The organism is Streptomyces sp. NPDC058534, from assembly GCF_042717365.1.
Classification (GTDB): Bacteria; Actinomycetota; Actinomycetes; order Streptomycetales; family Streptomycetaceae; genus Streptomyces.
In genome coordinates this window covers 1-26,026 of record NZ_JBHXNW010000012.1, presented here as the reverse complement: position 1 = coordinate 26,026, position 26,026 = coordinate 1, and the positions used below count along the sequence as shown (strand labels likewise).

Annotated in this window: 24 protein-coding genes and 3 pseudogenes; 10 read left to right on the top strand and 17 right to left on the bottom strand. The window is 72.8% G+C overall.

Going from position 1 to position 26,026, the window contains the following annotated elements:
• Nucleotides 1-137 precede the first annotated feature (137 nt).
• Together ACFWR9_RS09720 and ACFWR9_RS09715 are read right to left on the bottom strand one after the other, a co-directional pair.
• Nucleotides 138-899: a chitinase gene (locus tag ACFWR9_RS09720; protein ID WP_383838209.1), complete on the bottom strand. Its 762-nt coding sequence runs from the start codon at nt 897-899 to the stop codon at nt 138-140.
• Nucleotides 900-1,008: 109 nt separating this feature from the next.
• Nucleotides 1,009-1,281, bottom strand: a pseudogene (locus ACFWR9_RS09715) (lytic polysaccharide monooxygenase); the annotation flags it as partial.
• Between ACFWR9_RS09715 and ACFWR9_RS09710 the strand changes: the two are divergent.
• The 3 genes and pseudogenes from ACFWR9_RS09710 to ACFWR9_RS09700 form a co-directional block, all read left to right on the top strand.
• Nucleotides 1,210-1,872: pseudogene (locus tag ACFWR9_RS09710) on the top strand (ATP-binding cassette domain-containing protein); the annotation flags it as partial. The pseudogenes ACFWR9_RS09715 and ACFWR9_RS09710 sit on opposite strands and share 72 nt — an antisense overlap.
• Before the next feature lie 59 nt (nt 1,873-1,931).
• Entirely contained in the window at nt 1,932-3,029 is a 1,098-nt protein-coding gene (locus ACFWR9_RS09705) for an ATP-binding cassette domain-containing protein (RefSeq protein WP_383838206.1), read from the top strand.
• Nucleotides 3,026-4,171 (top strand): ferritin-like protein, encoded by a 1,146-nt coding sequence (locus ACFWR9_RS09700; RefSeq protein WP_383838203.1) that lies wholly within the window; start codon nt 3,026-3,028, stop codon nt 4,169-4,171. Before ACFWR9_RS09705 ends, ACFWR9_RS09700 begins: the two co-directional genes overlap by 4 nt.
• Before the next feature lie 9 nt (nt 4,172-4,180).
• On the opposite strand, the gene ACFWR9_RS09695 is transcribed toward ACFWR9_RS09700, so the two are convergent.
• The 3 genes from ACFWR9_RS09695 to ACFWR9_RS09685 are packed head-to-tail and all read right to left on the bottom strand — an operon-like array spanning nt 4,181 to nt 5,981.
• Nucleotides 4,181-4,567, bottom strand: coding sequence for a VOC family protein (locus ACFWR9_RS09695; protein ID WP_383838201.1), 387 nt, complete (start codon nt 4,565-4,567; stop codon nt 4,181-4,183).
• Nucleotides 4,564-4,857, bottom strand: a complete 294-nt coding sequence (locus tag ACFWR9_RS09690; RefSeq protein ID WP_383838198.1) for an ArsR/SmtB family transcription factor — start codon at nt 4,855-4,857, stop codon at nt 4,564-4,566. Before ACFWR9_RS09690 ends, ACFWR9_RS09695 begins: the two co-directional genes overlap by 4 nt.
• 32 nt (nt 4,858-4,889) lie before the next feature.
• Nucleotides 4,890-5,981, bottom strand: a complete 1,092-nt coding sequence (locus tag ACFWR9_RS09685) for a P1 family peptidase (RefSeq protein ID WP_383838194.1) — start codon at nt 5,979-5,981, stop codon at nt 4,890-4,892.
• Between the two features lie 332 nt (nt 5,982-6,313).
• On the opposite strand from ACFWR9_RS09685, the gene ACFWR9_RS09680 reads away from it, so the two are divergent.
• Complete coding sequence (locus tag ACFWR9_RS09680; protein WP_383838191.1) at nt 6,314-7,567, top strand: sulfite oxidase; 1,254 nt, start codon at nt 6,314-6,316, stop codon at nt 7,565-7,567.
• Nucleotides 7,568-7,969: 402 nt separating this feature from the next.
• Nucleotides 7,970-8,380 (top strand): annotated as a pseudogene (locus tag ACFWR9_RS09675) (alpha/beta fold hydrolase); the annotation flags it as partial.
• Between the two features lie 11 nt (nt 8,381-8,391).
• On the opposite strand, the gene ACFWR9_RS09670 reads toward ACFWR9_RS09675, so the two are convergent.
• On the bottom strand, nt 8,392-9,009 hold the full coding sequence (locus ACFWR9_RS09670; protein ID WP_383838188.1) for a CGNR zinc finger domain-containing protein: 618 nt from the start codon (nt 9,007-9,009) through the stop codon (nt 8,392-8,394).
• Nucleotides 9,010-9,059: 50 nt separating this feature from the next.
• Here ACFWR9_RS09670 and ACFWR9_RS09665 point away from each other — a divergent pair, with 50 nt between their 5' ends.
• A complete protein-coding gene (locus tag ACFWR9_RS09665) occupies nt 9,060-9,992 on the top strand; it encodes a ketopantoate reductase family protein (protein ID WP_383838185.1) in 933 nt (310 codons plus the stop codon).
• A 23-nt stretch (nt 9,993-10,015) separates the two neighbouring features.
• On the opposite strand, the gene ACFWR9_RS09660 is transcribed toward ACFWR9_RS09665, so the two are convergent.
• Complete coding sequence (locus ACFWR9_RS09660) at nt 10,016-10,885, bottom strand: alpha/beta fold hydrolase (RefSeq protein WP_383838182.1); 870 nt, start codon at nt 10,883-10,885, stop codon at nt 10,016-10,018.
• Between the two features lie 138 nt (nt 10,886-11,023).
• Here ACFWR9_RS09660 and ACFWR9_RS09655 point away from each other — a divergent pair, with 138 nt between their 5' ends.
• Entirely contained in the window at nt 11,024-11,533 is a 510-nt protein-coding gene (locus tag ACFWR9_RS09655) for a CGNR zinc finger domain-containing protein (RefSeq protein WP_383838180.1), read from the top strand.
• A 6-nt stretch (nt 11,534-11,539) separates the two neighbouring features.
• Here ACFWR9_RS09655 and ACFWR9_RS09650 read toward each other — a convergent pair whose 3' ends face one another.
• From ACFWR9_RS09650 to ACFWR9_RS09615, 8 genes are all read right to left on the bottom strand, one after another.
• Complete coding sequence (locus ACFWR9_RS09650; RefSeq protein WP_383838177.1) at nt 11,540-12,361, bottom strand: siderophore-interacting protein; 822 nt, start codon at nt 12,359-12,361, stop codon at nt 11,540-11,542.
• Nucleotides 12,362-12,376: 15 nt separating this feature from the next.
• Nucleotides 12,377-14,665 carry a glycoside hydrolase family 3 N-terminal domain-containing protein gene (locus tag ACFWR9_RS09645; RefSeq protein WP_383838175.1) on the bottom strand — a complete coding sequence of 763 codons (2,289 nt, stop codon included), beginning with the start codon at nt 14,663-14,665 and terminating at the stop codon, nt 12,377-12,379.
• Nucleotides 14,662-16,596 carry a cellulase family glycosylhydrolase gene (locus ACFWR9_RS09640; protein ID WP_383838173.1) on the bottom strand — a complete coding sequence of 645 codons (1,935 nt, stop codon included), beginning with the start codon at nt 16,594-16,596 and terminating at the stop codon, nt 14,662-14,664. The genes ACFWR9_RS09645 and ACFWR9_RS09640 overlap by 4 nt, the downstream gene beginning before the upstream one ends.
• 228 nt (nt 16,597-16,824) lie before the next feature.
• The gene (locus ACFWR9_RS09635; RefSeq protein ID WP_383838170.1) at nt 16,825-17,898 is read right to left on the bottom strand and encodes a LacI family DNA-binding transcriptional regulator; all 1,074 of its coding nucleotides are present in this window, start codon (nt 17,896-17,898) and stop codon (nt 16,825-16,827) included.
• Nucleotides 17,895-18,722, bottom strand: coding sequence for a carbohydrate ABC transporter permease (locus tag ACFWR9_RS09630; RefSeq protein ID WP_383838167.1), 828 nt, complete (start codon nt 18,720-18,722; stop codon nt 17,895-17,897). The genes ACFWR9_RS09635 and ACFWR9_RS09630 overlap by 4 nt, the downstream gene beginning before the upstream one ends.
• A gap of 14 nt (nt 18,723-18,736) precedes the next feature.
• Nucleotides 18,737-19,678, bottom strand: coding sequence for a carbohydrate ABC transporter permease (locus tag ACFWR9_RS09625; RefSeq protein ID WP_383838164.1), 942 nt, complete (start codon nt 19,676-19,678; stop codon nt 18,737-18,739).
• 55 nt (nt 19,679-19,733) lie between these two features.
• Entirely contained in the window at nt 19,734-21,023 is a 1,290-nt protein-coding gene (locus tag ACFWR9_RS09620) for an ABC transporter substrate-binding protein (protein WP_383838162.1), read from the bottom strand.
• Nucleotides 21,024-21,147: 124 nt separating this feature from the next.
• Nucleotides 21,148-22,047: an NAD-dependent protein deacetylase gene (locus tag ACFWR9_RS09615; RefSeq protein WP_383838160.1), complete on the bottom strand. Its 900-nt coding sequence runs from the start codon at nt 22,045-22,047 to the stop codon at nt 21,148-21,150.
• An 848-nt stretch (nt 22,048-22,895) separates the two neighbouring features.
• On the opposite strand from ACFWR9_RS09615, the gene ACFWR9_RS09610 reads away from it, so the two are divergent.
• Together ACFWR9_RS09610 and ACFWR9_RS09605 are read left to right on the top strand one after the other, a co-directional pair.
• The gene (locus tag ACFWR9_RS09610) at nt 22,896-23,726 is read left to right on the top strand and encodes a PP2C family protein-serine/threonine phosphatase (protein WP_383838158.1); all 831 of its coding nucleotides are present in this window, start codon (nt 22,896-22,898) and stop codon (nt 23,724-23,726) included.
• A gap of 50 nt (nt 23,727-23,776) precedes the next feature.
• Nucleotides 23,777-24,769 carry an MASE1 domain-containing protein gene (locus ACFWR9_RS09605; RefSeq protein ID WP_383838155.1) on the top strand — a complete coding sequence of 331 codons (993 nt, stop codon included), beginning with the start codon at nt 23,777-23,779 and terminating at the stop codon, nt 24,767-24,769.
• Here the strand turns inward: ACFWR9_RS09605 and ACFWR9_RS09600 are convergent.
• Nucleotides 24,685-25,149, bottom strand: a complete 465-nt coding sequence (locus ACFWR9_RS09600; protein ID WP_383838153.1) for a hypothetical protein — start codon at nt 25,147-25,149, stop codon at nt 24,685-24,687. The two genes, ACFWR9_RS09605 and ACFWR9_RS09600, sit on opposite strands and share 85 nt — an antisense overlap.
• Nucleotides 25,142-25,588 carry a MarR family winged helix-turn-helix transcriptional regulator gene (locus ACFWR9_RS09595; protein WP_383838151.1) on the bottom strand — a complete coding sequence of 149 codons (447 nt, stop codon included), beginning with the start codon at nt 25,586-25,588 and terminating at the stop codon, nt 25,142-25,144. The genes ACFWR9_RS09600 and ACFWR9_RS09595 overlap by 8 nt, the downstream gene beginning before the upstream one ends.
• Nucleotides 25,589-25,730: 142 nt before the next feature.
• Here ACFWR9_RS09595 and ACFWR9_RS09590 point away from each other — a divergent pair, with 142 nt between their 5' ends.
• Complete coding sequence (locus ACFWR9_RS09590) at nt 25,731-25,916, top strand: hypothetical protein (RefSeq protein WP_383838149.1); 186 nt, start codon at nt 25,731-25,733, stop codon at nt 25,914-25,916.
• Nucleotides 25,917-26,026: the final 110 nt, after the last annotated feature.

Genomic DNA, 26,026 nt, shown 5'->3' with positions numbered 1-26,026 from the left:
GCGGGGGCGGGGGGGGGGGGGGGGGGGGGGGGGGGCCCGGGGGTGGGGGGGGGGGGGGGGGGGGGGGCGGGGGGGGGGGGGGCGGGCCCCCCGGGGGGGGGGGGGGGCGGGGCACCGCGCGGGGTCGGTGGCGTCTGCTAGCAGCTGAGGTTGCCGCCGGGCTCGACGCCGAGGGCCTGGGTGAAGCGCTGGTAGTTGTCGATCCGGCTCTGGACCTGACCGGGGTTGCCCCCGTCGCACTCCAGGCTGCCGTTGATGGCGCGGATGGTCTCGCCGAATCCCGCGCCGTTGACCATGGCGTCGTGCGGTGTCATGGTGCCGGGCCCGCTCTGCGTGTTCCAGTACCAGAGGCCCGTCTTCCAGGCCACGGCCGCGTCGTTCCGGACCAGGTCGGGGTTGTTGAGCAGGTCGATGCCCAGGGCGTCCCCGGCGGCCTTGTAGTTGAAGTTCCAGCTGAGCTGGACGGGCCCGCGTCCGTAGTACTTGTCGGTGCCGGCCGGGCAGCCGTACGGCTGGTTGGCGTCGCAGTAGTGCGGGTAGTTGGCCTCGTTCTGCTCGACCACGTACTGCAGCCCGCCGGTCTCGTGGCTGACGTTGGCCAGGAAGGCGGCGGCCTCCTGCTTCTTCACCGTGTCACTGCCCGTGTTGGTGAACCCCGGGTAGGCGCTGAGCGCCGCGGTGAGTCCGCTGTAGGTGTAGAAGGAGTTCCTGTTCGGGAACATCTGGTTGAACTGGGCCTCGCTGACCACGAATTCGGCGGCGGCCCGGGCGTCGGACGTCGGGGCGTCGGACGGCGGGGCGTCGGACTTCTGGGCGAGGGCCGACGGCGCCAGGGTCAGGCTGCACAGGGCGGCGGCCGCGCCGGTGGCGGCCAGCAGTGCGAGTTTGCGGTGCTGCACGGATATCGACTCCTGCTCGGTGGGGGGACGGCACGGAGGGGGTGGGCGGAGAGGGCGGTCGCGGCACCCGGGGGAGTGCGACCGCTCCCGGACTGCTCCAACCGGTCCGTCAGCCGCCGACGTTGACGTCGATGCAGGCGTAGAACGCGTTGGACGTGTCGGCGACGTTCCAGACGGCGAGGACCTTCTGCTGGCCGGAGAGGCCGCCGAAGTCGACCTGGTGGTTCACCACCGCGCCCGGCTTGGCGCCGCCGTCGTCGAACAGCGCGATCCGCTGCCCGCCGACGTAGTACTCCCAGGTGCTGGTGTTGTGCTGCGCCGTGAGCTTCCAGGAGAACGTCGTGTTCTTCGACACCGGGGTGACGGCCCAGCCCTTGCCGTCGCGGCCAGGTGGCCAGGACCGCGGCCACGATGGTCCGCCGCGGCGACCACCCGACCGCCGAGTACCACGCCCACCGCCCTGCTGGACCGGGTCGGGCTCACTGTGCCGCCGGGCTCCGTCACCGCCGTCGTCGGCCCCTCGGGCAGCGGCAGGACGACCCTCGGCCTGGCGGCGCTCGGTGCCTCGCAGGACGACGTACGGCTGACCGGACGCGTCCTGCTGACGGGCACGGACCTGCTGCTCCTGCCACCCCACCGGCGCCCCGCGGCCCGCGCGGGCCGGGCCGCCCATCTGCCGCAGCACCCGGAGACGGTGCTCGACCCCGTTCGCCGGGCCGGCGGCACACTGACGGAACTGGCCGCCCTCGGCCACCGCGGCCGGAGCGCGCGCAAAGCCGCCGGACGCCGGGCGCTGACCGCGGCCGGCCTGGACTGGGACACGGTCCGACGGCGCTTCCCGCACCAGCTCTCCGGCGGCCGGCAACAGCGCCTGGCGCTCGTCTCCGCCCTGGTGACGGGCGCGCGACTGCTGGTGCTCGACGAGCCCACGAGCGGCCTCGACCCGGCGCTCGCGCGTGCCCTGGGCCGCACAGTGCGCGAACTCGCCGACGACGGAGCGGGCGTACTGCTCCTCAGCCACGACCTGACGCTGTGCGGGCCACCGCCGACCACGTCGTCGTACTGGAAGCGGGCCGAGCCGTGGACCACGGGCCGGCCCCGGACGTCCTCGGCACCGGCGGTCACCGTCCCCGCCCCGGCCCGGCCACCCTCCGCCACCGGGCCACCCGCGACCTGCTCGCCGCCGAACACCCCACCGTCCCCGGCAAGGAGACCGGCGTGGCACCGCGGCCACCCGACGGCCGCGGGGTCGCCGCCACAGGTGTCGTCGTACGCCGCCGCCGCACCGGCGACCCGCTCCCCGGCCCCGTGTCGATGGAGTTCGCGCCCTGCAGCAGAACCGCCCTGCTCTGCCCCTCCGGCTCCGGCAAGACGACCTTCGCCCGGGTCCTGGCCGGCCTGACCACCCCCACCCGGGGCGAGGTCCGGTACGCCGGCCGGCCACTGCCCCACCGCGTCGACCGGCGCACGACCGCCGAGCGCCGTGTCGTCCATTACGTCCACCAGAGCAGCGCCAATTCCTTCGAGACCCACCGTCCGGTCCTCGACCAACTCGCCGACACCGCACGGCTCCTGTGCGGGGCGGACCCGGCTCGGGCACGGGCCGGAGCGACGGAGGCGGCCGGTCTGCTCGGGCTCGACGAAGCACTGCTGCACCGGACCCCCGACCGGCTCTCCGGCGGTCAGCTCCAGCGCTGCGCACTGGTGCGGGCACTGACCGCGCACCCCGCACTGCTCGTGTGCGACGAGGTGACGTCGGCCCTGGACGCCGTGTCCCGGCAGCGGGTCCTCGACGCGCTGCCCCGCCTGCTCGCCCCGGCCGGCACCGCACCCTGCTGTTCGTCGGCCACGACCTGCCCGCGGTGCGTGCCCCGGCCGAGGAGGCCGTACAGCTGGAGGGCGGACGCTGCGTGCGACGCGGTCCGGTCGGGGACGTACTGCCCGCCGTGTGAGCGTCGTCGACGGCCCGCGGCCGGGAACGCCCACCGTAGGGCCGACCGGGTGGGGGATGCCGCACTCGGCGGCGCGCGCCGGGGAAACGGCGTCCACGCTGCTAGGTTCGCCAGCCGTCGGAGGAAACCGGACGCCTCGGTCCGAGGCACGGTCCATATGCGAGGGAGCAGCGGATGACAGATGTGCGCGCGGAATCGTCGGGGACACGGGCCCCGTTCGGGCGGAGGACCTTCATGGCGTCGGCCGCGCTGACGGCGGCCGCTCCTGTGGCGTCGGCCGCTCCCGTGGCGGTGGCCGCTCCCGTGGCGGTGGCCGGCTGCCCCGCCACCGGCGGCTGCCCGTCCGTGGCGGCGCTGCTCGCCGTCCCCAAGGTCGGCCGGGACGTCGACTGGCTCAAGGAGTCCCTACAGGTAGCCGTCGCGCTCGAACTCGCCACGATCCCGCCCTACTTGTGCGGCTGGTGGTCCATCAAGGACCGCGCGAGCCAGGCGGCACGGCTGATCCGGCGCATCCTCGCCGACGAGATGTACCACATGGGCGTGGTCTGCAACCTGCTGGTGGCGATCGGCGGCCGGCCACGCATCGCGGACGCGGCGCTCGCCTACCCCGGACCGCTCCCCGGCGGGGTGCGCGCCGAGGTGAACGTGTACCTGTCGGGCCTCACCCGCCCCTACGTGCACGACGTGATGATGGCGATCGAAGCCCCCGACGCGCCGCTCGCCCGGAACGTGGACGACTCGCCCAGCATCGGTGACTTCTACGACGCCCTGCTGGAAGCCTTCAAGGCCGCGGCGCCCGAACTGTCGGCGCGGGGGCAGCTCTCCGAGCGCATCGACACCGACGTCCTGAAACCCGTGACCGACCTCGACGGCGTCGAGCGCTCGATCGTGATCATCAAGGAGCAGGGCGAGGGCACCGCCAGTTCCCCGGCGGTCGCGTTCGGCGACGACCACCCCGCCCACTACTACGCCTTCGGCGAGATCTACCACGGGCGGCGGCTGGTCGAGACGGCCGACGGCTGGCAGTTCACCGGCGCCCCCGTCCCCTTCCCCGCCGCACGCCCCATGGCCCGCGTCCCGGCGGGCGGCTGGTCCGGCGTGTCCACCGCGGTCCAGAGACGTCTCGACCGGTTCGACGCCGCCTACGCCAAGGTGCTGAGCACTCTGGACGCGGCGTGGACCGACGGGGACCCGCGGACCCTGCGCTCGGCCGTCCGCAGCATGGGCGCGCTGGAAGCCCCCGCGCTGCGGCTGATGGAGACGGCCCTTCCGGACGGCGGGGGCACCTACGGTCCCCAGTTCCGCCCTCCGGGGACGTGATGCGTTCCGCTACTTGTTGTGCATGATCTGGATCAGGTTGCCGCAGGTGTCGTCCAGTACCGCGGTGGTGATGGCGCCCATCTCCAGCGGCTCCTGGGTGAAGCGCACGCCGAGCCCGCGCAGCCGGTCGAACTCGGCCGGCACGTCGTCCACGGCGAAGGAGGCGGCCGGGATGCCGTCGTGGGCCAGCGCCTCCTTGTAGGGCCGCACCGCGGGGTGGCCGGAGGGCTCCAGCAGAAGCTCGGTTCCGTCGGGGGCCTCCGGTGAGACCACGGTCAGCCACCGGTCCGTACCCATGGGGACGTCGTGCTTCTTCACGAAGCCCAGAACGTCGGTGTAGAAGCGCAGGGCGTTTTCCTGGTCGTCTACGAACACGCTGGTGAGGTGGATTCTCATGGGGTGCTCTCCGGTGCGTCGGGTCTGAGCCATCGGGTCACGATGCGCTCCAGGGGTTCGGTGTCGAGGTCGTGGAACTTGTAGCGCCCCTCACGCCTCGGGATGACCAGGCCCGCCGACTCCAGCACGGCCAGATGCTGACTGACCGCCTGCCGGGACAGGCCCAGGCCGTGCTTGGTGGTCAGGCGGGCGCATATCTCGAACAGGCTCTGGCCGTCCCGTTCCGCCAGTTCGTCAAGGATGCGGCGACGGGTGGGGTCGGCCAGTGCCTTGAACACATCCTGCGTCATGTCCCCACCATAGGCAAGTATCGACTTGCTTATCAAGCCCGGCCTTCGCAGGGGCCGGGCGCCGGAGGACCGGAGAGGGCGCGGACCAGGGACTCCGCCGGGAGCGCGGGTGCCGTTCGGCCGTCGAAGCCGGTGGTCGTGGTCGCTGCCAGCAGGGAGTTGAGCACCGCCTCCTCGACGGCGTCGAGCACCGCTTCGAACAGCGGGTTCAGGTCGGCATCGGCCACCTGGGCGCTGCCCGGGCGGGTGGCGAAGGCGACGGCGTAGTCACCACTGCCGTGGCTGTACGCCGCGCCGGTGCGTGCCAGTGCGAACACCGCGCGCCGGGCGACCCGGGTGAGCTGCCGGGCGTCGAGCGGCGCGTCGGTGGCCACCACGATCATGCAGGAACCCGCGTCCGCGCCCGGCCCCGGACCGTCCGCCCCGACGTCCAGGGACCGTGGGGTGAGGGTCCGGCCGAGCACCCGGAGCGTGCCGCCGAAGTTCGCCTGCACCAGGACGCCCACCGTGCAGCGCCGGCCACCCGGTTCCGGAGTGCGCGAGGCGGTGCCGACGCCGGCCTTGAAACCCAGCGCCACGGTGCCGGTTCCCGCGCCGACGCACCCCTCGGCCACGGGCCCGCCGGTGGCCGTGTCCAGGGCCGCCTGCACATGTTCCTCGTGGACGGGACGTGTCCGGATGTCGGACAGGAAGCCGTCGTTGCACTCGCCCACCACGGGGTTGAGACTGCGCACCTCCTCGCATCCGGGCTGCCGCAGCATCCAGCCGACCAGCGCGTCCGCGACCCGGAAGGCCGACAGGGTGGAGGTGAGCAGGACCGGGGTCTCCAGCGCGCCCAGTTCGGTGAGCTGGGTGGTGCCGATGAGCTTGCCGTAGCCGTTGCCGCTGAACACCCCGGCCGGCAGCGGGGTCTGGGGGCCGACGAGGTCGGGCACCACGGCGGTGACTCCGCTGTGGACGTCGGGCGGCCGGCGCACGGTGGTGTGCCCGACGCGGACGCCCGGCACGTCGGTGATGGCGTTGCGGGGCCCGGGGGCGCCGGACCCGATGACGACACCGAGGTCACGCGCCCGGGGCCGGGAAGTGCCGGACGAGGACCTCGGAGGCTGACGCAGTGGTTCCATAGGGCCGGACGTTACGTCGCCGAGGAGGCGGCGGACGAGAAGCGCAGGCGGCGTTGTCTTCGCGCGACTTCCCGAAACCGGCGCCACGGAGTGCTTCCCTTCCGTACGATGACGCCATGATCCGCAGCCCACGCCGCCTCGCCGCCCCGCGGTTCCGCGCGCTCGTGCTCCACGGCTGTTGTTGATCCTCACCGCGCAGTTCCCCTGGGACAGGGCTGGTTCGCCGCCGCGCCCACGGGCCCGGTACGGCCGTCTCCCTGCCCGCCCCGCAGGCGGGCACCTCCTTCTCCGCGCGGGACCGCCCGCGCCCTCCCTGCGAAAGGCAGGCCGTCATGCGTACCCACGAATCCGCCTACGACCGCCGCAGACTGCGCCAGTGGCTGGCCGGCGAGGCCCGGGCCGACGGCGTCTCCCGGCGGGACATGCTCCGGCTCCTCGCCGCGGCCGGAATCGCCGGTGCCGCACCCGTGGCCCTGGGCACACCGGCCGGCGCCGCAACCGCTCCCGGCATCGTCAAGCCCCTGCCCGAAGACCTGTTCACCGTCCGCGGCACGAACGCCGAGACACGGTTCGCCGCACTCGCGGGTGCCGGCCACCACACGCCCAACGACCGCTTCTTCGTCCGCAACCACACCGCGACCCCCGTCCTGTCGGCGGCCGACTGGGCCCTCACCGTCCACGGCGACGGCCTCACCCGTGACCGGACCGTCGACTTCTCCCTGGCCGACCTGAAGAAACTGCCGTCCGTCACCCACAGCGCGTTCGTGGAGTGCGCCGGCAACGGGCGCAGCTTCTTCACCAGTCAGCAAGGTCGGACCGTCAGCGGGACCGCCTGGACCCTCGGGGCGATCGGCGTCGCCCGCTGGCGGGGGGTCCGCCTGGCCGACGTCCTGAGGCGCGCGGGGCTGAGCCGGCGGGCCGTGGACGTGATGCCCCGCGGCCTCGACGCCGACTACGTCACCGCCGACGGCGCCGGCCTCGGGCGGGTCCGCCGCCCGCTCCCGCTGTCCAAGGCGCTCGACGACGTCCTGCTCGCCTACGAGATGAACGGCGAACCACTGCCGCCCGACCACGGACACCCCGTGCGCGTCCTCGTCCCGTCCTGGATCGGCATCGCGTCCATCAAATGGGTCGGCGACATCGAGGTCTCCGCCGAGCCGCTGTACTCGCCCTGGAACACCGACTTCTACCGCCTGTTCGGCGACGCGTACCCGGACGCGGGGACCGCGCCGCTCACCCGGCAGACGGTCAAGAGCGCCTGGGAGCTGGACGCGCAGGCGAACCTGACTACCGGAGTCACCCACCGGCTCACCGGCCGCTCCTGGTCCGGCGGGGGCGGAATCGTCCGCGTGGACGTCAGCACCGACGGAGGCGGCACCTGGAACAGGGCCCGGCTCCACGACGCGCCCCGCCGCGACGGCTGGGTCCGCTGGTCCACCCGCTGGCGTCCGGCGACGCCGGGCCCGTACACCTTGCTGGCGCGGGCGACGGACAGCGCGGGCCGGACCCAGCCCGACGCGACCGTCCACAACACGCAGGGCTACTTGTTCGACGCGGTCGTGCGGCACCCGGTCAACGCCGTGTGACACCCGCACGCGGGGCGGACCGGCTCGGTGACGACGCAGGCCAGGCGACGTCGTCGATCGCCAGCCACGGCACGGCGGCCGGGGCGGTGGGGGTGAGACCGGTCCGCCCGCGCGGGCACGTCGTACGACTCCGCGGGCGGGGACAGGCCGTCGCGCACCACGTGCAGGCCGTGCGAGAGGTGGGTGCCGTACTCATTCATGCCTGCGACGGTGCTGGCCGCGCCGATCACGGGTCGTGGGCGAATGTCCGCTCATCAATACGGGTGAGAATGTGGCATGTCCGACATCGCCGTAGGGTGGCGGAGACGGACTCGGCCACGCGGCCTCCGGTCCCGGCCAGGGTCCAGCACTCTCTCCTGCCCGGAACGCGGAAGGATCAGCAATGGGCACGGTCACCACCTCCGGGTCGCGAAGGCCGTGCTCCTCAGCGCCGTGCCCCCGATCATGGTCAAGTCCGAGTCCAATCCCGGCGGCACGCCGATCGAGGTCTTCGACGAGTTCCGCGCGGCCCTCGCCGCCAATCGCGCGCAGTTCTACATCGAGGTGCCGTCCGGGCCCTTCTACGGCTTCAACCGGGAGGGCGCGAAGGTGTCGCAGGGCCTCATCGACAACTGGTGGCGCCAGGGGATGAGGGGCGCGGCCAACGCCCACTACGAGTGCATCAAGGCGTCCTCCGAGACCGACTTCACCGAGGACCTCAAGCGGATCGACGTACCCGTCCTCGTCGCGCACGGCCCGGACGACCAGATCGTGCCCTACGCCGACGCGGGGCCGCTGTCCGTCGAACTCGCGAAGAACGGCACCCTGAAGTCATAGCGCCGGGCTCACCGAGGACCGTCGGCCCTCGACCGGTGGCCGGCCGCCTTGGCCTGGTTGCCGCAGCGCCGCATGGAGCACCACTTGCGCGGCCGGCCACCGCCGGAGTCGAGGAACAGCATCCGGCACACCTCCGAAGCGCAGGCGGTCAGCCGGGACCTGCGGGCACCGTCCGTCATGAGGTCGATCAGGTCCCGTGCGACGAGCGACAGCAGTGCTTCCCGGGTGAGCGCCCGGCTGCCCTGCGGCACCCAGCCGCCGTCGGCCGCCGGTTCCAGTCGTGGCACCGGCGGTTCGGTCCGGGCCAGTTGATTGACCAGGTCCACCGACCGGGGCCCGGGCCGGTGGCGGGCGAGCGCGGAGGAGGCGATGTCGTACGCCGCCGCGCGCAGGGCGTACAGCGAGCGCAGTACCTCCAGCGGGTCCTGCCCGTCCGCCAGCGCCACGCCCACGCCACGGCACCAGGCGTCGAGGCGTGCCGCGTCCCCCATCCGCTCGACCGGGACACCGGGCCTGCGGCCCACCGTCGCCACGAGGTTCAGGGAGAGTGCTCCCGCGTCGAAACGCAGCTCCCGGAGTCCCGCGGTGACCCTGCGACGAGGCGCGTCCCGCTGCTCACCATCCATGGTTTGATAGTAACCGTTCGAATGGTTACCAAGGGGAGTGGGGCGGATTCATGCGCATCGCAGTGATCGGGGCAGGCGGCGTCGGTGGGTACTTCGGAGCGCGGCTGGCCGCCGCCGGGAACGAGGTGACCTTCGTGGCCCGCGGCGCCCATCTCGCAGCGATACGCCGGTCGGGGCTGGTCGTGCGCAGCCCGCTGGGCGAGTTCCGGGCCGCGCCCGCCTCCGTGGTCGCGAGCATCTCCGAACTCGGCCCCACCGATGTGGTCCTGGTCGCCGTCAAGCTATGGGACACCGAGGACGTCGCCGGACAACTGCGGTCGTCGGCGGCGCGCACGGCGCCGGTACTGTCCCTCCAGAACGGGGTGCACAAGGACGACATCCTCCGCGGCCGGCTGACGGACGAACAGGTCCTGGGCGGTGTCTGCTTCATCTCCGCGTTCATCCAGGAGCCCGGGGTCGTGGTCCACAACGGCACGTTGCAGAGGATCGTGCTCGGCCCCTACCGCGACAGTCAGAAGGCGATCAGCGACGCCGTACTCGCCACGTTCCGCGACGCCGGGATCGACGCGGAGACGAGCGACGACATCGAGCGGGTCGTGTGGGAGAAGTTCGTCTTCCTGGTCGGCCTGTCGGCGACCACGGCAGCCGTCCGCCAACCCATAGGGGTCGTGCGGGCCCACGAGGCGAGCCGGCGTCTCCTGCACGACATCATGGCCGAGACGGTGGCCGTGGCCCAGGCGTCCGGTGTGCGGCTGGACAGCCGGTTCGCCGACGCCCAACTCGCCTTCTGCGACACGCTTCCCGCGGGCATGACCTCCTCCATGCACCACGACCTGGAGCAGGGCAACCGCCTGGAACTGCCCTGGCTCAGTGGGGGAGTGGCGGACCTCGCCGGCCGTCTCGACATCCCGGTCCCGCGCAACCGGACGGTGGCCGACATCCTTGCGCCCTACGTCATGGGGCGCCCGGCCGGCCACTCTTGAGGCCCTGGTGCGGCGGGCGCCGGTCAGAGGCCGGCGCGGCTGAGGAAGCCGCGGATGTGTCCGGTGATCTCCTCCAGGTGGCTCTCCAGGGCGAAGTGTCCGGTGTCGAGGAGGTGGATCTCGGCATCCGGCAGATCGCGCTGGAAGGCCCGGGCTCCCTCCGGTCCGAAGATCTCGTCGTTGGCGCCCCAGACGGCCAGCAGCGGGACCTGGGAGTCGCGGAAGTACTGCTGGAGCCGGGGGTAGAGGGCGACGTTGGTCGGATAGTCGCGGAACAGCGTGAGCTGGACGGCGTCGCTGCCCGGTCGGTCGAGCAGCGCCTGGTCGACGGTCCAGTTGTCCGGGCTGACGACGGTCGGGTCCGGCACCCCGTTCACGTACTGCCAGCGGACCATCTCGGGGGACAGCCCCCCGCGGACCGGAGCCTCGGTCTCGGGGGTCGGGTGGTCGGTGTAGGCGAACAGCCCGTCCCAGAACGTCTTGACGAAGCCGTCGGTGTACGCGTTGCCGTTCTGCGTGATGATCGCGGAGATGCGGCGCGGGGACCGGGTGGCGATCCGCCAGGCGATCGGCGCCCCGTAGTCCTGCACGTACACCGCGAACCGCTCCACGCCGAGGTGGTCCAGCAGGCCGACGGTCACGTCGGTGAGGGAGTCGAAGCTGTAGTCGAACTCGTCGACCCGGGGCATGGCCGAATGCCCGAACCCGATCATGTCCGGCGCGATGACGTGGTAGGTGTCCGCGAGCTTCGGGATCAGGTCGCGGAACATGCGGGAACCGGTCGGGAAGCCGTGGAGCAGCACGACGGCGGGTGCCTGCGGGTCCCCGGCCTCGCGGTAGAAGACGTCCAGGCCGTCGACGGTGGCGGTGCGGTGATGGACGGTGGCATTCATCGTAACCCCTTTGGTTGCTTTAAGTGGTTAGCTATAGTCCACCACTCTGTGACTAACCTGTCAAGCGCAATTAAGGGGTTAGACTGGAGGGGCGCTGTAACCTGTCAGTCTCCGAAGAGGGGTTAGATGGTGAACGCGATGATCGACAGGGCGGCGGAGGAGAGGCTCCTGGAGCTGCTCAATACGACGCCCGTCGTGGAGGGCGCCGTGCACGACGCCCTGGGTGCGCCCGGCGAGGCCCGTGCGTGGGTGCGCGGCCACGGCGGGACCGGGACGCGTGAGGAGGTCGCCTTCCTGGCCGAGGTGCGGGACGCGCTTCAGGGCGTCGTCCGGGGAGAGCGCGCGCCGGAGTCCCTTCGGGAGTTCCTGGAGGGGGTCGCCAGCGCGCCCGACATCAGGGACGGAAGGCTGGAGTGGACGCTCCAGGTGCCCGCCGCGCGGCGTCTCGCGGTGGAGTCCGTACTGGCCTGGGCGCACCTGCGGGAAGCCAGGCCGGGGCGGCTCAAGCCGTGCGGGAACCCTCAGTGCCGGCGCTTCCTGCTGGACCGGAGCAAGCCCAACAGCGCTCGCTGGTGCTCCATGTCCGAGTGCGGGAACCGGATGAAGGCCCGGCGCCACTACCAGCGGGTCAAGGACGCCCAGCCCTGAACCGCCTCAGGCTGCGGCCTGCGCCTTCTCGTGCTTCCAGAAGCCCGAGAAGGTGATGCGTTCCTTCGGCAGGCCGAGGCGGTGCAGGTGCCTGCGCCCTTCTGTGGCCAGGGTCGACTCGCCGACGACGAAGGCGTATCCGGTGGCCTCGGCGCGGGTGACCCGGTGCAGTGCGCTCAGGGCGGCGATGCCGGGCACCGAGGCGCCGTCCTCGCGTACGACCCAGGTGACGGTCATGCCGGGCGGGGCGTGCAGCTCGCGCCGGTCGGCCGCGGTGGGGATCTCCTGGATGAGCCGGCCCACGGCGTCGGCGGGGAGGGAGCGCAGGATGCCCGCGGTGCCGGGCAGGCCGGTCTCGTCGGCCACGACGGTGACCTCGGAGGCGTCCCGCGGGCAGTCGAAGAGGATGCCCTGGTCGAGCACGGCGAGCGCGTCGCCGGGCTCGGCGGCGCAGGCCCAGATCGCGGCCCGGCCCTCGATCTCGCCCGTGGGCCCGCGGTGGACGACGAAGTCGATGTCCATCTCCGCGCTCTCGCGGCGGAAGCCGGCCACGGAGTAGTTGGCGCAGTGCGGCCGCTCGGCCTCGGGAATGGCGAGGTACGGCTGCCACCACTGGGCGCCGGTGAACTCCGGTAGGCGGAGGGCGCGTTGGTGGGGGAGCTGGAGGAAGAGGCGGAACCAGTGGTCGTACCCCATCCACGGGAAGTCGCCGAGCCCCGGTCCGGTGACCGTGACGCGATGCATGGACGGGGTGACCCGCTCGGTGCGCACCACGCGGGCGCGGAACATCTCGGGCTGCTGGGGCGTGAGCCGACGAACCTTCGCCATGAAGGGAAGGCTAGCCTAAGTTGCGTTCGATTCCGAGTCGGTGATCTCCAGACGCGCCGCCTGGGTGCGGTCGGACGCCGGGCCCGTCTCCAGTTCGACGACTCCCGGCTCGACGGCGAGCCGCAGGTCGCGCCCCACGGACGCCAGCGTGGCCGCGTCCACCTCGAAGACCGCGTCGGCCCGCTCGCCGGGCGCGAGGCGCAGGCGGACGAAGCCCCGTAGCTCCCGCACGCGCGGCCAGGACGCGCCTCCGGACAGGCGGTGCAGATAGAGCTGCACCGTCTCGTCGGCCGGCCGGGACCCGGTGTTGCGGACGGTGACCCGGCAGGTCAGGCGGGGCGCGTCCACGGCGACCCGGGCCTGCGACAGGCGCGGCGCCGCGTACTCGACGCTCGTGTACGACAGTCCGTGCCCGAAGGCGTAACGGGGCGTCGCGCTCTGGTCGACGTAGCCGCGGTAGCGGTGGTCCTTGCCGTTGTAGAAGACGGGCAGTTGGGCGGCCGAGCGGGGCACGGACACCGGCAGGCGCCCGCGCGGCTCGACGTCGCCGAACAGCACCTCGGCCACGGCGCGCCCGCCCCGCGGCCCCGGATACCAGGTGCTCAGCACCGCCGAAACGGGTGCGTCGACCTCGGGCAGGGCGTGCGGCCGGCCCTGCACCAGCACCACCACGACCGGCGTCCCGGTCGCCGACACCGCCGCCAGCAGGGCCCGTTGCGCCGACGGCAGCGTCAGGTCCGCCAGGTCGACGCCTTCGCCGCACGTCATGCCGGACGGCGTTCCCGCCCCGGTGACGGCCGCCCCGTTCGCCTCGAAGGCGGTGTCGGCGGTTCGGGCACTGGAACCCCCCAGCACCAGCACGGCGACGTCCGAGCCGGCGGCCGGCGCCACGGCCTCGGGCACGTGCGACACGTCGTCCCCCACCAGCTCGCACCCTCGGGCGGACACCACTTCGGTGCCGGGCGTGACGGCGGCCCGGATGCCCTCCAGGACGGTGACGCCGTCACCGGGCCGCTGCGGGGCCGTGTAGTCGCCGATCTGCTGGGGGACGGAGTCCGCGTTGGGCCCGAGCACCGCGATCCGCCGCGCCGCGCGGGACAGCGGCAGGACGCCGCCCTCGTGGGCGAGCAGCGTCACCGAGGCACGGGCGATCCGCTCGCCCAGCCCGCCGAGTTCCGGCCGGCCGGGGCTCCCGGGCCCCTCCGGTGGCCCCGGCCGCTCGAACAGGCCGAGGCGGAACTTCAGTGTGAGCACCCTCGCCACCGCGGTGTCCAGCGCCCGCTCGGACACCAGCCCCCGCTCCACAGCCTCGCCCAGCCGGGGGAAGCAGTCGTCCCACAGGCTCAGGTCGCAGCCGGCGTCCAAGGCCAGGGCCGCGGCCGACACGGGGTCACCCGTCAGCCGCACCAGCCGGTCGATCGCGGTTCCGTCCGCCATCACGACACCGTCGAAGCCCCACTCGTCGCGGAGCAGTTCGGTGAGCAGATACCGGTTGGCCACGCACGGCACGCCGTCGAACTCGTTGTAGGCGGCCATCACCCCGGCCGCGCCCGCCGCCACACCGGCCCGGGCCGCCGCGAGGTGGATCTCGTGCAGCTCTCGGCGGCCCAGCTCCGTCGCCGCGCTGTTGCGCCCGCCGACCGTGGCGCCCTGGCCGGCGAAGTGCTTCAGCACCACGGCGACACCCGCCCGTCGCGCCCCCTCGACCAGGGCCTCGGTCATCCGTGCCGCGAGATACGGGTCCTCCGCGAAGCACTCCTCGCTGCGCCCCCAGCGCGGATCACGCACGAGGTCCAGCGCGGACACCAGGGCGATGTGGGCACCCCGGGCCCGCAGTTCGGCGCCCGCGCCGGCCACAGCCTCGGCGTACAGCTCCGGATCCCAGGTGGCGCCGACCGCCAGGTTGACCGGCAGCACCGTGCCGTCCAGCGCCTGGTGGCCGTGCGGCATCTCCTCCACCAGCAGGACGGGAATGCCGAGCCGGGTGTTGTCCCTCACGTGCCGCTGGACGGCCGCCGCCGTCAGGGCGCCGTCCCGGGCGTCCAGGCCGTCCTCGAAGCCGACACCCGACCAGGCGTCGGCCCGCTGGAGTCCGTACAGCGCGCCCATGCCGTCGAAGGCGGCGACCTCCTCGCGGAACGCGTCCGTGAGGCGGTGACCGTCCGGGCCGCGCTCGTAGGCGTGCCAGCCGTACATGCGCTGGTTGAGCTGGCCCACCTTCTCCGTCGGGGTCATGCGGCCCAGCAGGTCGCGGACGCGTTCCGGCACCGGTACCGCCGGGTCGCGATAGCGGGGGACAGTCATCGCAGCTCCAGGACGACGACGCCGTACGCGTCGATCCGTACGTCCTCGACGGGATCGCCGTCGGCCAGGTGGTGCAGCTTCCCGTCCGCCTCCGGACGGACCACCAGCGGCTCGGCGCTCTGACTGACCAGCCAGACGAAGCGGCGGCCGTCCGCGTGCACGACGACGTCCGCCGAGACGTGCGGATCGGCCACCGTGACGGGCCGTCGCGCGCCCGACACCCGCGCCAGCGCCGCGTACAGCCGGTGCGTGACGTCCGGGTTGACGCGCGCCGTACGGGCCGCCATGTGCTCCAGCGGATAGGTGGCCAGCACGGTACGGCCCGTGCCGGTCTCGTGCACGACCAGGGCCGGCCGGCCGTGCGCGTCCACGGCCACGACCCGGCCCGCCCGCGGGACCACGGGCAGGTAGGCGCGGCTGTCCTCGTTCCCCGCGACCGGGAAGCGCAGCACCTCCCCGGCGCGCAGGTCGCCGAAGTCCTCGGTGAACGTCATCTCCAGCACGTCGTCCTCGATCGGCTCGGCGACGCCGTAGGACAACTGGAGCTCCACGCCGAAGAGCCCGTCCAGGTCGTCGAACCAGGGGCCGCGGGTCCCGGGGTGCTCGCCGGAGCAGAACGACAGGTACACGGTGGCGCCGTCGGCGGCCCGGCGGGCCAGCTCCCGGCGGGTGCGCGTGGTCAGCTGCCGGGTGGCGGGCAGCAGGTACAGCGACGCCTCGCCGGGCAGTCCGTCGGCCTCGCGGGTGAGGGCGACGGGCAGGTCGGCGGCGCGCGCCGTGACGTAACCCTGGTGCAGGGACGTGAAGATGAGCGGCCGGTCGGCGGGGCGGCTGTAGGGATAGCCGCGTTCCAGGAAGGCCGGCACCACCAGCGCGGCGTCGGCCTCCGTCCGGGCGCAGTTCGGGAAGTCCACCGCCTTCAACACGTCGGCGAAGGCGGCCAGTTCCCGCAGCGGTTCCTTCGGCGCGCCCGTGGAGTCGGTGATGCCGAAGTGCATCTCGAAGGGGTGGTGGTCGTAGGGGGACTGGTCCCACAGGTCGTCGTAGTCGGTGTTGTTCCAGGCGATCCAGCCGGTGGCCCCGCCCAGCAGCGAGTTGTGCAGGGTCTGGCGGTAGAAATGGCCCGCGTTGGCGGCCGAGACGGTGTCGGTGGACAGCCCGAACTCCTCCAGCACCACGGGCTGTCCGGTGACCGCGGCCAGCTCGCACTCGAAGGCCGCGCGGTAGTGCTGCCGCGGCCGGTCGGTGTCGGAGCGGTACACGTGCGGGCCCACGAAGTCGACGTACTCGGCGGTCTCCCGCAGCGAGAAGCCGTTGTCGCGGCCGGTGACCTCGATGCCCCACGCCCCGTCGCCCAGCGACACCGGCTGCGTCGCGCCGGTCGCGCGCACCGCGTTGCACATGGCCTGGGCCCAGGCGGTCACCACATCTGCCGACGGCGGGTCCACCTGGTAGATCCGCCCGTAGCCGGGCATCTCGTTGGTGATCAGCCAGCCCGTGACCGCCGGGTGGTCCTTGAAGCGGCGTGCCATGCGGGAGACGAACCACGCCTGGCGGCCGACCATCCACACGTCCTCGTACAGGTCGCGGTTGCCGCGCCAGGCCGGGTCCCAGTTCTCACCGGACATGTGGCCGACGATGAAGGTCGGCACCGTCCCCATGCCCGCTTCGAGGTGTGCGTCGAGGAAGTCCTCGAACCGCGCGCACAGTTCGTCGTCGACGCGGTCCGGCTCCGGGTGGAAGTCGGGCCAGTAGAAGAACGACCGCGTCATGTTCAGGCCGTGGTCGCCCAGTACGCGCAGTTCCTCGCGGACGGTCTTCGGATCGTAGTTGCGCCACATCAGCGGACCGCCGGCGCGGGACCAGAAGTTGGCGCCGAGCCAGGGCAGGCCGGCGGGCTGATGGGTGAGCTGGGCGCTGTGGCGTCGCATGGTCCTTCTCGCGTAGTGGGGTTCGGGTGATGCGTGGCCGCGGGCGCGGCGCGGCCGTGGGGTCAGCCGGGGTCCTGACCTGTGGCGCCGTCCCCGGGTGGGGCGGGGCCCGTGGACTCGCGGACGACCAGCCGTGGCTGTGGGGTCAGCCGGGGTCCTGACCTGTGGCGCCGTCCCCGGGTGGGGCGGGTCCCGTGGACTCGCGGACGACCAGCCGTGGCCGTGGGGTCAGCCGGGGTCCTGACCTGTGGCGCCGTCCCCGGGTGGGGCGGGGCCCGTGGACTCGCGGACGACCAGCCGGGGCCGCCCGGCCACGCCGGTCTCCTCGACCGGCTCGCCGCACAGGGCCAGCAGCATGCGGGCGGCGGCCGCGCCGACCCGCTGCACCTGCTGGTCGACCGTGGTCAGCCGGGGATGCAGCCAGCTGCCGAGCGGCAGGTTGTCGTAGCCGACCACGGACACGTCCCGGGGGACGGCCAGCCCGGCGCGCTGCGCGGTGCCGATGCCGCACACCGCCATCGAGTCGTTCGCGTACACGAGCGCCGTGGGCCGGTCGGCCGCCGCGAGCAGGGCCTCGGTGGCTCCGACGGCGTGCCGCTCGCTGAAGTCGGTCGGCAGGACCGCGAAGGGGCGCAGCCCGGCCTCGCGCAGAGCCTCCTCGAAGGCGGCCCGGCGCACCCGGGTGTGCTGGAGCTCCGGTGGTCCGCTGACGTAGGCGACGCGCCGGTGGCCGAGCGCCAGTAGATGCGCGACGGCCTCGGCGATCCCCGCCCCTTGGTCCCGCAGGCCGACCCGCGGCACCACCGCCGTCCCGTCCGGCGCGCCAAGGAGCACCGCCGGCAGCCCCAGCCGGGTCAGCAGGGCGGGGCGGGCGTCCTCGTCACGGGCGTCGGTGAGCACGGCGCCGTCCACCCGGCCCTCGGCGGCGAGCCGTTCGTAGAGCGCGTACTCGTCGCGGTGACCGCTCACCAGGTGCAACAGCAGACCGTAGCCGCGCGGCGCCAACTCACCCTCTATGCCGGTGATCAGCTCACTGAAGTGCGGGTCGGAGCCCAGCACGTCGGTGGGGCGCCGGACCACCAGGGCCAGACTGCGGGTACGGGCGTTGCGCAGCGCCGCCGCCGGGGCGTTGGGGCTCCACCCCAGCTCCAGCGCGGCGTCGAGGATCCGGCGGCGGGTCGCCTCGGAGAGCCGCCCCTTGTTGTTGAACGCCTGCGAGACGGCGGCGGTCGACACGCCGGCCGCGGCGGCGACCTCCTTGATCGTCGGCCGTCGGCCCGGCCGCCCGGTGGACACGCTCACATCTTCACCGCCCCGCTGACCAGGGCCTGCTGCATACGCTTCTGGAGCACCGTGTACACGATCCACACCGGCACCAGGGTCAGCACCGTGCCCGCCGTCAGGACCCCGTAGTCCGTGCCGGTGATCGACTTGAGCGTGGGCAGCGCCACCTGGACCGTGCGCTGCGCCGGATCAGGGCCGATGATGACCAGCGAGTACAGGTACTCGTTCCAGAAGGTCAGGAAGTTCAGCAGCAGCACCGTGGCGATGCCCGGCAGGCACATCGGCGTGTAGACGTGGCGCAGCACCGCGAAGGTCGACGCCCCGTCCAGCCGGGCGGCCTCCTCCATCTCCGGCGGGATGGTGCGCATGAACTGCACCAGGATCACCACCGACAGCGGCAGCGCCGTCGCCGGCAGGAAGAGCACCATGAAGATCCGGGTGTGGAACAGCCCGGTGGCCGCCGCCAGCAGGAAGGTGGGGAAGAGCGCGGCGAAGGTCGGGATCAGGAAACCCAGCGAGAAGACCTTCTCCACCAGCCCCGCCAGCCGCCCGGTCGAACGGGCCAGGGCGAACGCGGCCGGGATCGCCAGCAGCAGCGTGAGCGCCAGCGAGAACACCGTCACCAGCGCGGAGTTGACCACCGCGAGCCCCAGGTCGGCGCTGTCGAACGCGGTCCGGAAGTTGTCCAGGCCCAGTGAGCCGGGCGGGGCGAAGGGGTGGGCGAAGATCTCCTCGTTCGACTTGAACGCCGAGGCGAGGAAGTAGTACAGCGGGACGACGAGCAGCACCGCGTACGTCCACACCAGGATGTGGGCCGGGAGCCAGCGCTTGCCGAGCTTCATGAGTGCTGCTCCGATCAGTAGTTCTGGCGGAAGACGCGGCGGATCGTCAGCAGCCCGACGAGGCCGACGAGGAAGAGCAGGACGCCCACCGTCTGGCTGTAGCCGAGGTCGGCGGCGATGAACGCCTTCTGGTAGACGAGGAACGACAAGGTGGTCGACGACGTCCCCGGACCGCCCTGCGTCAGCAGCAGCACGTGCTGGGCCGAGCCGAACAGCGTCCAAAGGAACTGGAGCATCGTCACCACGCCCACGTAGTCGCGGATCACCGGGAAGTGCACCGACCACATCGTCCGCCAGTGCCCCGCCCCGTCCAGCTGGGCGGCCTCCCCGAGTTCGTCCGGCACACTGCCCAGCCGGGCCGCGAACAGTACGGCGGTGAAGCCGATGCCGCTCCAGATGTCCAGGGCGATCAGACACGCCAGCGCCGTCGAGGGCGAGGCCAGCCAGGCGTCGGTGAGCGAGCCCAGGCCGATGCCCGCCAACGCCCCGTTGAGCAGGCCGTCCGGGGACAGGGCGGCGTAGAAGACCATCGCCTTCGCGGGGGTCGAGATCAGCCCCGGGATGAAGAGCAGATACCGGATGACGCGGTGCCCGGGCGGGCGTTGGGCGACGTAGTACCCCAGCATGTACGCGCACACGATCATCACGGGCAGGGCGACGGCCAGTTGTACGACGGTGTTGCGGACCGCGTCCCAGAACACCGGGTCGTCCAGCACCACCCGGACGTTGTCGAGGCCCGCGAAGGACACCGGCTGGAGCATGCCCGGCCAGTGCAGGGCCGCGATCACGAAGATGGCGAGCAGCGGCCCGACCATGAACACGAGGTACCACACGAGTGCGGGAACCGCGAGGACCGTGCCGCCCTGCCGACGCCCGCGCGGAGCGGGAGCGGGGGAGGGCGGCGGTGCGGACCGACGGGCCGCGCTGCCGTCCGGCGTCGTCGTGAGCGTCGTCATGCGGTGACTCCCGGAGAACGGGTGGCGGATACGAGGAGGACCGGGCGGTGGCGGTTCATGCGGACCGGTACGCGGACTCGAGGGCGGCGCGCACCCGGGCCGCGCTCGTGCCCCGGGTGAAGGACGTGCTGGTCGCGGTGATCAGCGGCTGCGCCGCGGCGGGCGGCACGTACACGTCGGGGAGGAGGACCTGGCTCACCTCGGATCCGAGCCGCTGGGCCGCCCCCACCAACGGGAAGTCCGTACTGACGGCGTCCGTGCGCAGGGCCATGTCCCGGCCGCTCTCCGTCACGAACCGTGACACCGTCTCGGGCCGGTACATGAACCGCAGGAACTTCTCGACCTGCTCGATCTTGCGGACGCCGTTGGGGCTGATCCAGAAACCGATGAGGGTGTAGGCGCGGATGACGGTCGGATCCTCGTGCGCCGCGCCGTCGGCCAGGGGCCAGCCGCCCACCTCGGTGTGCCGGGCCACCTTCTCCGGCACCTTGGCGAGCGCCGAGGACATCGCCGACTGGATCGCCGCCTCCTCGGTGTTGAACTGCGTGGTCATCGAGTCGGACGTCAGCCCCTGCGCCTTGTCCGCGAAGACGCCGGCGTCGCGCAGGTGCGTGAAGTACTCGATGCCCCGGCGGGCGCCGCGCCCGCCGAAGTCGCCGGTGGAGTAGACGTGCCGGGCCTCCTCCTGGGACAGGAACGTCTGGATGATCTGCGCCATCAGCTTCTGCCCGGTCCAGTCGTTGCCGCCCACGGTCACGGGGGCGAGGCCCTTGGCGCGGAGCTTGCGGGTCGCGGCGATCAACGCGTCCCCCGTGGTGGGGATCTCGTCGACGCCGGCCCGGTCCAGCAGGGCGCGGTTGTAGGCGACGGGCCAGTTCGTGGCGAAGTAGGGGAACGCCCGGACCCGGCCCTCGTCGTCGGTCCAGTCGGCCAGCGCGGCGGGCAGGACCCTCTCGCGCAGCCCCCAGTCGTCCAGATAGGGGCCGACGTCGACCGTCGCGCCGACGTCCGTCCAGGCCAGCGTCTTGTCGTAGAGGTTGACCATCACGACGTCGGCCTCCTTGCGGGCCAGCCGGGAGGTCTCGTACACCTGGCCGAGGTCGTCGCCGTTGACGAGGTTCTTGACCTTCAGCCCCGGGTTCTCCTCGCGGAAGCGGTCGACGGCCGCGAGGTAGGTGGGGGAGCCCGGCGCGGTCGTGCCGAGCTGGGTGTGGACGACGAGGGTGTCCGGATCGGAGTCCGCCGACGCCAACGACGAACAGCCGGACAGAGCGGGCAGGGCAACGGCCGCAGCCAGGCCGGAACCGGCGGCGAGCAGGTCGCGCCGAGTCAGCGATGAGCGCACAGCGGGGGTCTCCAACCAAGCGGTTAACGATTGGTTAATCGATGTACCTCGTGAGGTGCGAGGACCTTATGGAGTGGAGGGACCGCGGTCAAGGGGGTGACGCCGGGGACTTCGGCGGGGCCGTTCAGGCCGTCGCGGTGTCGTCGGCGGGGATGCCCAGCCGGCCGGCCACGGTGGTGAGGGCCGCGCCCAGCGGGAGCGCGACCCGTGCGACGGCCTCCCGGTCGCCGCGGGTCGGGTCCCGGTTGACGATCAGCACCGGCGTCCCGGCCCGGGCCGCCTGGCGGACGAACCTCAGCCCCGACATCACCGTCAGCGAGGAGCCCAGGACCAGCAGAGAGGTGGCACCCCGGACCAGTTCGCGGCAGTGCTCCACGCGCGTGGGCGGGACGGCCTCGCCGAAGAACACCACGTCCGGCTTGAGGACGCCGCCGCAGACCGCGCAGGGCACCACATGGAAGTCGCCGACCTGATCGTCCGTGAGGTCGGCGTCGCCGTCCGGGTTGATCCCGGCGGCCACCGGCTCGAAGCCCGGGTTGGCCGCCTCCAGCCGCCGGGCGAGTTCGCGGCGCGGGCTGAACGCGCCGCAGGTGAGGCAGACGACGCGGTCCAGGCTTCCGTGCAGTTCGACGACGTCGTCACTGCCGGCGGCCTGGTGCAGTCCGTCGACGTTCTGGGTGATCACACCCGTGAGCAGGCCCCGACCCTCGAACGCGGCCACGGACCGGTGCCCGGCGTTGGGCCGCGCCCGGCCGAAGGTGCGCCAGCCGAGGTGGCTGCGGGCCCAGTAGCGCCGTCGGGCACCGGCGCTGCCCGTGAAGTCCTGGTACGTCATCGGCGTGTGCCGGCTCAGGCTGCCGCCCTCGCCCCGGTAGTCGGGGATGCCCGACTCCGTCGAGATCCCGGCCCCGCTCAGCAGCAGCACACCGCCGGCGCCCAGTGCTTCGGCGACGGGCTCCAGATCCGTGGTGCCCGGCGGCAGGTCCGCTCCCGGGGTCCAGCTCAGAGTGGGGCGCATGCGCATGCGGCAAGAGTACGGACACCGGGGGCCCTTCCGGGCGCCGGGCCGTCTCTGCCGTCTACCTCGGACGCGGGGGCGTGCGGGGTGGGGTGGTCGGGGTGCGGGAACGCTCTCGTCGGGCGGGGGCGGGGGCGGGACCGCGCTCGGTGAGTGGCGGCGGGCCCGTGCTCGTCGGACGGTGGCGGGTCGCGCTCAGCGGGTGGCCGCAGGCGCGCTTGGTGAGTGGCCGCGGGGTCGCGCTCAGTGGGTGGCCGCTGGGCCGTGCTCAGTGAGCGGCCACGGACTCGCGTGCAGTGTGCGGCGGCGGGAGCGTGCTCGTCGGAGGGCTGTGGGATCGCGCTCGGAGAGTAGCCGCGGGACCGCGCTCAGCGGGTGGCCGCAGGCGCGCTTGGTGAGCGGGCGGGGGATCGCGTTCAGTGGGTGGCCGCTGGGCCGTGCTCAGTGAGCGGCCACGCACTCGCGTGCAGTGTGCGGCGGCGGGAGCGTGCTCGTCGGAGGGCTGTGGGATCGCGCTCGGCGAGTAGCCGCGGAGCCGCGCTCCGCGAGTGGCCGCAGACTCGCGTGCAGTGTGCGGCGGCGGGAGCGTGCTCGTCGGAGGGCTGCAGACCCGCGCTCTGCGAGTGCCAGCGGTCCCGCGCTCCGTGAGCGGCGGCGGCGGGACCGTGCTCGTCGGACGGCCGCAGTCCCGCGCTCAGCGAGCGGCTGCGGACCCGCGCTCAGCGAACAGCTCCGGTCCGCGCCCAGCGACCCGCTCCGACATGCCCTTCCCGGGGCCGGGTGACAGACTTGCACTGGCCAGGCTGTCGGGTGGCTGGTGCCCGTACGGAGGTGCCCTGGTCCGGGAGTGGCCGATGTTCCGCAAGCGTCCGGCACTTGACGGTGAAGAGCTGCTGGCCCGGCTGGCGTCGCTGACCACTCAGGCCCGGGAGCTGGCCGAGCTGCGCAGGTCCCAGGTGGAACTCGCGATCGCCCTGCAGCGCGACATGCTGCCCGTCGACCTGCCCACGGTCCCCGGCTTCCACCTGGCCGCCTGCTACTCGCCCGCGTACGCCGGACTCAACGTGGGCGGCGACTGGTACGACGCCTTCGAGCTGCCCGACGGCCGGGTCGGACTGTCCGTCGGGGACGTCCAGGGCCACGCCATCGACGCGGCGGCCTTCATGGGCCAGGTCCGTGTCGGCCTGCGGGCGCTCGCGTCCGTGACGAGCGAGCCCGGCGACTTGCTCGCCTGCACCAACGAACTCCTGCTCTCCCTGAACAAGAACCTCTTCGCCACCTGCACCTTCATCCGCTTCGACCCGGCCACCGGCGTCCTGGAGAGCGCGCGGGCCGGCCACATCCCCTGTGTCCGGGCCGGCGCGGACGGCAGGGCGGAGGTGTGCCACGACGAGGGTGGTCCGCCGCTGGGCGTGCTGGAGGGGACCGAGTTTCCGGTGACCCGTTACCGGCTCGGCGCGGGCGGAGTGCTCGTCCTCGTCACGGACGGCGTCGTGGAAGGGCCCTCCCTCAGCATCGACGACGGGCTCGAAAGAGTGGCGCGGCTGGCGGGCCTCGCCGCCGTCGCGGGCATGGAGGCGCAGTCCCTCGCGGCCGCCGTGCTCAAGAACGCCGAGCTGATCGGACACGAGGACGACGCCGCCGTACTCGTCGTCGGCCACGGCGCACCTGCCGTTACGCCGTAGGGCGGGACGGGGCACGTCTCACCGCGCTGACCCGGCGGCGCCGGTGTCTGATGGCTGCTGTGGTGGGTATCCGTGCATGGCCGCGACCGGTCGTCCTCCTCTGCGAGACGCTGCTCGTCGCCGGTTGCTACTACGCGGCGGGGCGACTGGGCCTGTCGCAGCAGTTGACCGCCGACGGGGCGATCGTCACGCCCATCTGGCCGCCCACCGGCCTCGCCGTGGCCTGTCTGCTGCTGTTCGGGCCGCGCTGCGTGCCGGGCATCGCGCTCGGCGCGCTGCTGGTGATCGTCTCCCTCGGCCGGCCGGGGCCCGAGTCCGTCGGCATCGTGGCCGGCAACACCGTGGCCCCGGTCTGCTCCTACCTGATGCTGCGCGCGGTGGGATTCCGCGTCAGCCTGAGCCGCCTGCGCGACGGACTCGCGCTCGTCTTCCTGGGTGCGCTGACGGCCATGCTGATCAGCTCGGCGGTGGGCGTCTGGATGCTCGTCCTGTCGGACAAGCTGCCGTCGAGCGAACTCTGGCTCGTCTGGCTGGCGTGGTGGGTCGGTGACGCGATGGGCGTCGTCCTCGTCACGCCGCTGCTGCTCCTGCTGTACCGCGCGCGGCTGCCGCCGCCTTCTGCCCGGTGGACGGAGGCCGTGGGGCTCACCATCGTGGTCTGCGTACTGGTGCCGCTGATCATGTACAGCTCGGTCAGCGTGCTCTTCCTGGTCTACCCCCTGCTGATCTGGTCCGTGCTGCGCTTCCAGCTGGCGGGCGGCATACCGTGCGCCCTGCTCGCCTCGGTGATGGCCACAGTCGTGGCCCGCGAGGAGAGCGGAGCCTTCGGCAGGCTCAGCGACATCGAGACGATGATGAGACTCCAGGCGTTCAACGGGACCCTGGGGCTCACCGCGCTCCTGCTGTCCGCGGTGATCAGCGAGCAGCTCAACACCAGGCGCTCGGTGGAACGGGCCTGTCAGGAGCTGGTCGAGGCCTTGCAGCACCTGAACGCCGGGGGCTCCGGGAGCCCGGGAGCGCCCGGCGCCGGCCAGAAGTCGTAGTCGTAGTCGTTCCCGGCATCGAAGACCCTCGGTTCGCCCAGGGTGATGACGCCGTCGCCGCTGATCTGGAACAGGCCGGTGAGCTTCACGTCGCCCTTGTGCCGCGACTGGGAGAGGTACTTCGCGGCCGCCTTGATCCCGTTGGCGGTGGGGGAGATGCTCCCCTTCAGGTTCGCGTGGTCCGCCAGCAGCTCCTCGGCCTTCTGGTACGACTTCTCCGCCTCGTCGTCGCCGTGGACGACGTCGACCAGCCGCATGTCCTGGTGGGCCGAACCCAGCAGCATCGGCGGCGGCGGCGGCAGCAGCAGCCGCCGGTCGAAGCCCGGCCGGCCCTTGTCGCTCGTCCGGCCGGCACCGCCGTTCGCCGTCGTCTCAGTCACGGGTCAGACGCTCCAGGACGGCCATGGCCGCGATCACCGCCCGGCGCTCTTCCTCCGTGCACTTGTCCTGCAACTGGCCGGCGAGCCATTCCCGGCGGGCCTGCCGGTCCACTTCGACGCGGCGGCGGCCCTCGTCGGTCAGTGTGATCAGCAGGCGCCGTCCGTCGTCCGGGTCGGGCCTCCGCTCCACCAGCCCCAGGGCGGCGAGCGGAGCGATGGTCGCCGTCATGGACTGGTGCCGTACCCCTTCGCCGGCGGCGAGTTCGCTGGCCGTCACCCCGCCGCGGTCGGACAGGCGCGCGAGGAGGGTCGCCTGTCCCACGGTGATGTCCTCGGCCTCGGAGGCCTTCAGGATGCGCCGCCGCAGCCGCCTGGTGACCGCGCGGACCTCGCGCGACGCCTCGACCGCCGACGGCGCCAGGTTCTGGTTCTCGCTCATGCGGACAGGCTAACTTCCTCCACAGCCTCACCTGTACAGATTAACCTGTATAACTAGCCAAACCCGCTGGGGTGCTGTTCTGACGCCGCTCGGCCGTCAGGACGCGCTCGGCATCAGCTGCCGTACCCACGACTCGAAGGACGTGACCGTCAGGCCCAGCTTCCGCGCGAACTCGGGAGCGCGGGCTGCGGATGCTCAGGCCGCGGAGGCGAGCCGGTGCCCGGTCGGCACCGTCCGCTCCCGCGTGTCACGCGCCCGGCTGACCATGGCCGAGTGGCCGGCGGACGAGCCCGAGGCCCACCGACCGTCCGGTACCGCCGTCGCCTGACGGCACGACCGGACGCGGGGGGGGGGGCCCCCCCGGGCGGGGGGGCCGGGCGGGGGCGGGCGGGCGCGCCCCGCCGGGCGGCGCCGGGCGGCGGGGGCGCGCGCGCGCGC

Coding starts and splice junctions, on each gene's coding strand:
- ACFWR9_RS09700 (WP_383838203.1), top strand. CDS start 3,026: ATGACAGATGTGCGCGCGGAATCGTCGGGGACACGGGCCCCGTTCGGG.
- ACFWR9_RS09695 (WP_383838201.1), bottom strand. CDS start 4,567: ATGAGAATCCACCTCACCAGCGTGTTCGTAGACGACCAGGAAAACGCC.
- ACFWR9_RS09690 (WP_383838198.1), bottom strand. CDS start 4,857: ATGACGCAGGATGTGTTCAAGGCACTGGCCGACCCCACCCGTCGCCGC.
- ACFWR9_RS09685 (WP_383838194.1), bottom strand. CDS start 5,981: ATGGAACCACTGCGTCAGCCTCCGAGGTCCTCGTCCGGCACTTCCCGG.
- ACFWR9_RS09680 (WP_383838191.1), top strand. CDS start 6,314: ATGCGTACCCACGAATCCGCCTACGACCGCCGCAGACTGCGCCAGTGG.
- ACFWR9_RS09670 (WP_383838188.1), bottom strand. CDS start 9,009: ATGGATGGTGAGCAGCGGGACGCGCCTCGTCGCAGGGTCACCGCGGGA.
- ACFWR9_RS09665 (WP_383838185.1), top strand. CDS start 9,060: ATGCGCATCGCAGTGATCGGGGCAGGCGGCGTCGGTGGGTACTTCGGA.
- ACFWR9_RS09660 (WP_383838182.1), bottom strand. CDS start 10,885: ATGAATGCCACCGTCCATCACCGCACCGCCACCGTCGACGGCCTGGAC.
- ACFWR9_RS09655 (WP_383838180.1), top strand. CDS start 11,024: ATGATCGACAGGGCGGCGGAGGAGAGGCTCCTGGAGCTGCTCAATACG.
- ACFWR9_RS09650 (WP_383838177.1), bottom strand. CDS start 12,361: ATGGCGAAGGTTCGTCGGCTCACGCCCCAGCAGCCCGAGATGTTCCGC.
- ACFWR9_RS09645 (WP_383838175.1), bottom strand. CDS start 14,665: ATGACTGTCCCCCGCTATCGCGACCCGGCGGTACCGGTGCCGGAACGC.
- ACFWR9_RS09640 (WP_383838173.1), bottom strand. CDS start 16,596: ATGCGACGCCACAGCGCCCAGCTCACCCATCAGCCCGCCGGCCTGCCC.
- ACFWR9_RS09630 (WP_383838167.1), bottom strand. CDS start 18,722: ATGAAGCTCGGCAAGCGCTGGCTCCCGGCCCACATCCTGGTGTGGACG.
- ACFWR9_RS09625 (WP_383838164.1), bottom strand. CDS start 19,678: ATGACGACGCTCACGACGACGCCGGACGGCAGCGCGGCCCGTCGGTCC.
- ACFWR9_RS09615 (WP_383838160.1), bottom strand. CDS start 22,047: ATGCGCATGCGCCCCACTCTGAGCTGGACCCCGGGAGCGGACCTGCCG.
- ACFWR9_RS09610 (WP_383838158.1), top strand. CDS start 22,896: ATGTTCCGCAAGCGTCCGGCACTTGACGGTGAAGAGCTGCTGGCCCGG.
- ACFWR9_RS09605 (WP_383838155.1), top strand. CDS start 23,777: ATGGCTGCTGTGGTGGGTATCCGTGCATGGCCGCGACCGGTCGTCCTC.
- ACFWR9_RS09595 (WP_383838151.1), bottom strand. CDS start 25,588: ATGAGCGAGAACCAGAACCTGGCGCCGTCGGCGGTCGAGGCGTCGCGC.